Origin of the sequence: Odoribacter sp. N15.MGS-14 (assembly GCF_000980245.1) — a bacterium.
Taxonomy (GTDB): domain Bacteria; phylum Bacteroidota; class Bacteroidia; order Bacteroidales; family Marinifilaceae; genus Odoribacter; species Odoribacter splanchnicus.
In genome coordinates, this window is sequence record NZ_LARE01000104.1 from 1 (window position 1) to 6,203 (window position 6,203).

Here is a 6,203-nt window from a genome sequence, read left to right on the forward strand (position 1 = left end):
ATCCAATATGCGTTATGAACCGGAAACCGGATTGTATGGTTGTTATGAAGAAGAAGGAGTTTTGGGAGAAGGATCCATGAGTGATAATATGTTTCGTAAATACGGTTATTATTACAACTATGCAGCGGCCATGACCGTCGCTCCTCAAGGATGGCGTTTGCCTACCGATGCCGATTGGGCAGATTTAGAACGGGCTCTCGGCATGAGTGAACCGGAAATCGGTGCGATCGGAGAGCGGGGTACGTACGAAGGCGAGTTGATGCAGCAAGGAGAGGAAGGTACCGGTTTGAAATTGGAGGCCGGTGGCTTTTATTCGGTACATCCTGTCGCTTATAACGATAACTGGCGTTTCCGAAGTGTTTTCGGCTATTTTTGGACAGCAACCGCAGATCCGGCTTACGACGGTTTTATCTTTTACCGGAAAATCGCTTATAATTCGACGAAAGTATTTCGTCAGAGTACGATGACTACCAATTGGCTGAATGTACGTTGTTGCCGGGAAGTACAATAAGGGAAATAGCATGAAAGATTTTCTGGTAATTGGTGGCTTGATCGGGATGATGGCTTGCACAAATCGGGTTACTTCCCGTCAAGCTGAGTTCGATCGTAATATGTTTTGCTCTTCGGAAGAGGCAAAATAAGCAATTTGTGAGATGAAGCAATATTGTAAAGCCGTAGTGGTTGCGACTAAAGGACAGAATGTCGATTCTTCGGATTGTCGTAATCCCGACTGTACGATTTTAGAGGCTTCTGAAGAAGGACTCTCCCTTTTGCCTTATTGTTATTTTGATATAGATGAATTCTATGCTCATCCTTCTCCGTAAAAAATTGCCGGTTGTCTGAAAAGATCTGTAGATGAACTCTGGTTTTCCGGTGTTCGAGGGGAAGATGGATGGACTTTGTTTTACCAAACCTTGTAAACCTTCTTCCCCATTTGTGATTTCAGAAATTTGTTCATGTGTAAATTCCTATTTGTCATTTTTAAAGTTTCCATTACAAAAATAATAAAAGTGGGATTTACACACTTTTTGAAACACTATTCTGAGATTTTGTTTAATCTCATTAAAATGTTGAAAAATTGGAAAACAAAGGGACGGGGATATTGTTCTATTTTGGGGAACAATACCCCCGTCCCTTTGTTCTGACGATCTTTAATCCAATAAAGTATGTTCGATCAGTATTTTAACACCGATTACAATTAAGATAAGGCCTCCGAGTAGTTCTACTTTGAGGCCTTTGATTTTTCCGAACCGGAAGCCACAGATCACTCCGCTGAAAGAAAGGAAGAAAGTAGTGAAAGCGATAACTGAAGCCGGAAACCAGATGCCCGTTTTCAGAAAAGCCATACTCACGCCGACAGCCAGGGCATCGATACTGGTCGCTACGCCGAGGGTGAAAAGCATCCGGCTAGAAAAGGTAATCAGGTGGCTATCCTCTTCTTTGAAGGATTCGTAGACCATCTTTCCACCTAAATAACTCAATAAAACAAAGGCGATCCAGTGATCGAAATCGGTGATATAATTACTGAAATGAATACCCATCGCCCATCCCAGCCAGGTCATACCCCCCTGGAATATCCCCATGGTCAAAGCCATTTTCAGAGACTTCTTGATACAGAACGGTTTCATACATATGCCGCCACTGATACTGACCGCTAAACTGTCCATAGAAAGACCGATTGCAATTAATAGGATGGTGATAAAGCTCATTGTACAAAAATTGTTCTGCAAAGATAGAAAATAAAGTAAAAAGTAAAAGGTAAAAACGAAAAGGTGACTTACCTTTGTGATGAAATTAGTGGAAAAAATGGAACTACAGACTGTTGTCAAATTGGATAAACCTTCGTTTCGGATCGATTATTCGACCCGGCTCATGATGCTGGGTTCCTGCTTTGTCGAAAATGTTGGAGCGAAGCTGGAATATTTCAGGTTCAAGACGGATATCAATCCTTGTGGTATTGTATATAATCCCCTGTCTGTGGCTGATACGCTGGAGTTGTTATTGGCCGGTAAACGATTCTCGCAGGCCGATTTATTACGAAACGGGGAACTGTGGGTGAGTCTGAGCCATCATGGACGGTTTTCCGCCAGGGAAGCCGGGGACTGTTTACAGCGTATAAATTCCAGATTGGAAAAATCGGTAGCTCATTTAAAAACGACAAATGTCCTGGTGATTACCTGGGGAACTGCCTGGGTATACCGTCATCGGCAGTTGGGACGAGTCGTTGCCAATTGTCATAAATTTCCGGCCACTGATTTCGAGCGTTTCCGATTAAGCCCCGAAGATATCGAACAGGTGTATACCGATTTATTGTCCCGCCTGCACAGTCGTTATCCGGATATGAGGGTGCTGTTCACCGTGAGCCCTATCCGGCATTGGAAAGACGGAGCACATGCCAACCAGTTGAGTAAAGCGGTATTGTTGCTGGCCATCGATAAATTGAAGCAAAGGCTGGATTATGTCTCTTATTTCCCTTCTTATGAGATCGTGATGGACGAGCTTCGGGATTATCGTTTCTATACAGAAGATATGTTACACATCTCTCCGCAAGGAATCGAATATATCTGGGAGAAGTTTCAGTCCCTGTATATGACTTCGGCAACCGAAGCGTGGATGAAGCGCATCGATAAAATAAACAAGACTTTATTACACCGACCTACAGATCCTGATTCGTCTGTTTATCAGGAATTGATGAAAAAAACAGCTCAGGAGCGTGAACGGCTTGAACGTGAACTCAGTATTTCTTTCAGTTGATTCCGGTTATTCCGCTGTTTCTGTCCCGGTCACGATATCCTGCATCGGGATTCGTTTCAGTTCATCCAGGGAAATCTCTGTTTTTACGGCATAACTGGCCGGATAAATTTTACGGATCCGGTGTAAATCAGGAATACATTCTAAACGGTTTCTGTAATTACCTACCCGGATTTTGAAATCCGGATCAAAATATTTCAAATAGGCCGGAATGTCTTGGAAGGTTTCTTCGAACTTATTCCGCATTTCCTTTAGGTTTTCGATGTTGCAGCCGAACGAACTGACCGAATGAATTTGAATCCGGTAACCTGTAAAAGTTTTCTTTTTCTCATTCAGATGGATGTGCCATTGCAGCAAATTGTCTATCGGCGTGTCACTGTCGAGGATTACCTGTCCACCGTTATGACTTTCCGTCCTGAGTTCCTGAAGAATATCGTAATGCGGTTCTGCTTCCACGATCAGGGTATCTGCTTCTTGTGCAAACAAATGGACCGGAAAAAGGAATAATATAAAGAATAAATATTTATTCATGATTTAAAATTTTTTGCGAAGATAAGGAATTTAGAGTAAATCGTGAAATATTTTCTTGATCTTGCCGCCTGGATAAAGTGTGTTTGTTCGTCAATAAAATGATTATTCAGAGATTCGGAGGGAACATTGGGGTCGACTCGCAGACGGGTTAAGGTGTGCTTTTGAGAGTGACGATATTGGTCATTGTTTGTGTTGGAAATCCCCGGGAAAAGACTACTTTGGTGATGTAAATCAAGTTAAAAAAGCGTTAATACAGGAGGTCGGAGGAGTGGATATGATAAAAAGAAATAATTTTGCTTCATCAATCAAAAATAAAATTTTATGTGTCAGGCTACAGATAAACAAATCATAGAAGTACTGAAAATGGAAACGATTCCGGCATTAGGTTGTACGGAACCGGTTGCTTGTGCCTTAGCTTGTGCCCGATGTAAAGAAGAATTGGGTGGTGTTCCGGAACATATCGAAGTGTTCGTCAGTGGAAATATCTATAAGAACGGAATGGGAGTAGGTATTCCCGGTACCGGTATGACCGGACTGCCTATCGCCGCTGCTTTGGGTGCTGTTTGTGGAAAGACTGAATACGGCCTGGAAGTATTGAAGGAAGTTTCTGCTTGTAATAATTTGGCTGTTGCTAAATCTTTATTGGACAAGCAGGCTGTCGTTATCCATTTGAAAGAAGATGCTCCCGATAAATTGTATGCAGAAGCCATCTGTAAGAAAGGCAACGATACGGTAAAAACAGTGATTGTCCACGGACATACCAATATTATTCTGGTTGAAAAGAACGGGAAAGCAGTTTATCGTAAAGATTTTACGCCGGTAGCTGCCGAAAAGAGCGATCGTGTTGAATTAAGTATAGCCCGGATCTGGGAATTTATCCACCGGATCGACGTTGCAGAGATCGAGTTTGTATTGGAAGGTGCTGAAATGAACAAAGCGATTTCGGCTGAAGGTTTGAAGAGTGAATACGGTCTGCAGATCGGTAAGACCTTAAAAGAAAATATCGACAAAGGGTTGTTGGAAAACGACTTTTTGAACAATGCCTTGATTTGTGCCACCGCAGCTTCCGATGCTCGGATGGACGGTTGTGAAAAACCGGTGATGACTAATTCCGGTAGTGGAAATCAGGGAATTACGGTTTATCTTCCTGTCGTCGTGGCTGCCGAACAATTCGGTTGTTCCCGGGAGCAATTGATCCGGGCCTTGGCTTTGAGTAATCTGGTAGCTGCCCATATCCATTATTATATGGGACACCTTTCTGCTTTGTGTGGAATTCTGATTGCCGGTACGGGGGCTGCTTCGGCGATTACTTATCTGATGGGGGGAACCTACGAACAGGTAGTCAACACTATTAAGACTATGTGTTCCAACCTGACCGGAATGATGTGTGACGGAGCGAAACAAGGTTGTGCCCTGAAAGTATATTCCGGCGTTTCTGCTGCCGTACAGGCCGCTCTGTTATCCATGAAAGGAATCAAAACTCACAATGACGGTATTATTGAAGAAGATATTGAAAAAACGATCCGCAATGTCGGAATCATCGGTACCACCGGTATGGAACAGACCGATAAGACGATTCTGAACATTATGTGTCGGAAACAATAATAATTTTTCTCTACATACTATTCCCCGGAATTTTGGTGTTTTACAGACCACGATTCCGGGATTTTTTTATTTGATTTTCCCGGATTAATTCCAGATTCAATTTGTACACAACAAATTTAATATGTATCTTTGTTCCCTGTTCTTACAAAGAGATAATCAAGTAGTTCGAATGTTAAAAAAACGAACGATTAAAACAGTTATGTTTCGAATCTCTTTTCTTTTTCTGACTATTTTATAATCTTCACCTAATCAATCTTTTCAAAATTTATTCATTAACCTCCCCAGCTATTTTTTATTACAAATTTAATCGTTCGTTTTTTTTGTAAACATATTGCCGACAAATTTGTACGATCAATTCAAATTTTCAATATGTTCTGTGTTTTATAATCTTATCTATCATTCTAAACGATAGTTTTCTTTTCAGTTTATTTCTTCTCCCAGCTGACCGAGCTCCTTTTCATTCTTGGACGTAAAAGAGTCTCCCGGTGGCGTCGCCGTGGGTTGCTACACGCGTAGGGTAACAGACCGGGCGTGAACCGGTATCCAATCCGGTGGGGAAACCCCCGAAGGCAACGCCGCTACGATGGTTCGGGAGCGGGAGTTCGATTCTCCCGGTAGCGACAAAGATAGATGATAAATAATAGATGATAGATGGAAGGAGATTTTGTAGGGGATTTGTGATGGAGAAAGCTGGTGATAAGGTAAATTTTTACGAATTGTAAATCTTTAATATAGGTGTTTATGCTTAGACATTTGGCTCCATTTTTGATCGGTGCTGTCGTTGGCTGGATGATTTTTATTTTTACTTTGTCTGAAAATACGAACGTTTCATTCCGACGACATTGATGGGAACCCTGGCTGTCATTGTGGGTAGTGATGCTATCGCTTTTCTGCTGACCAGGTACGACCGCTTCGGTGTCGCAGATTTCCATCTGTGGTATTTCATCGGTATAGGGGTGAGCTTTTTCTTCTATGCGATTCATATCCGGTAATCAATATTCTTTTTAATCATGGAAAGATAAAGGATGAAAAAACGTATGGAAGGTTTACCTCTATCGGGGGAACGGATATACAGAATTTGAAATGTATAGAGGCCTCGGTGGATGAGTTCGGATATCTGTGAGGTACTGCTGGTTTTGGTCGATAAGTATGGCCGGAACATCCCGGCTATGCCTTACCGTCAGGAAACCGGAGCGATCAAGAATCTGATGCAGGACTGAAGCTCGAAGCCAATGCCGCCCATATCCAAACGTTGTTTGCCGGGTATTGGGTGAGTACCCTTCGTTCGGCTAACGAACAGTTCGAACAGATTATGC

Annotated in this window: 7 protein-coding genes; 5 read left to right on the forward strand and 2 right to left on the reverse strand. The window is 42.3% G+C overall.

Annotation, left to right across the window (positions count from 1 at the left end):
- Together WS34_RS13885 and WS34_RS15780 are read left to right on the forward strand one after the other, a co-directional pair.
- Nucleotides 1-511: FISUMP domain-containing protein (locus tag WS34_RS13885; RefSeq protein WP_046405544.1), on the forward strand; the 511-nt coding region annotated here is incomplete at its 5' end.
- A 142-nt stretch (nucleotides 512-653) separates the two neighbouring features.
- Nucleotides 654-824, forward strand: coding sequence for a hypothetical protein (locus tag WS34_RS15780; protein ID WP_286693806.1), 171 nt, complete (start codon nucleotides 654-656; stop codon nucleotides 822-824).
- Nucleotides 825-1,151: 327 nt separating this feature from the next.
- On the opposite strand, the gene WS34_RS13890 is transcribed toward WS34_RS15780, so the two are convergent.
- Nucleotides 1,152-1,709 carry a manganese efflux pump MntP gene (locus tag WS34_RS13890; protein ID WP_013610473.1) on the reverse strand — a complete coding sequence of 186 codons (558 nt, stop codon included), beginning with the start codon at nucleotides 1,707-1,709 and terminating at the stop codon, nucleotides 1,152-1,154.
- A 79-nt stretch (nucleotides 1,710-1,788) separates the two neighbouring features.
- Between WS34_RS13890 and WS34_RS13895 the strand changes: the two genes are divergently transcribed.
- Nucleotides 1,789-2,754, forward strand: coding sequence for a GSCFA domain-containing protein (locus tag WS34_RS13895; protein WP_013610474.1), 966 nt, complete (start codon nucleotides 1,789-1,791; stop codon nucleotides 2,752-2,754).
- A gap of 6 nt (nucleotides 2,755-2,760) precedes the next feature.
- On the opposite strand, the gene WS34_RS13900 is transcribed toward WS34_RS13895, so the two are convergent.
- Nucleotides 2,761-3,282, reverse strand: coding sequence for a sporulation domain-containing protein (locus WS34_RS13900; protein ID WP_022159875.1), 522 nt, complete (start codon nucleotides 3,280-3,282; stop codon nucleotides 2,761-2,763).
- Nucleotides 3,283-3,603: 321 nt separating this feature from the next.
- Here WS34_RS13900 and WS34_RS13905 point away from each other — a divergent pair, with 321 nt between their 5' ends.
- On the forward strand, nucleotides 3,604-4,887 hold the full coding sequence (locus WS34_RS13905; RefSeq protein WP_022159874.1) for an L-cysteine desulfidase family protein: 1,284 nt from the start codon (nucleotides 3,604-3,606) through the stop codon (nucleotides 4,885-4,887).
- 842 nt (nucleotides 4,888-5,729) lie between these two features.
- Nucleotides 5,730-5,879 carry a hypothetical protein gene (locus tag WS34_RS15785; RefSeq protein ID WP_182436132.1) on the forward strand — a complete coding sequence of 50 codons (150 nt, stop codon included), beginning with the start codon at nucleotides 5,730-5,732 and terminating at the stop codon, nucleotides 5,877-5,879.
- Nucleotides 5,880-6,203 lie beyond the last annotated feature (324 nt).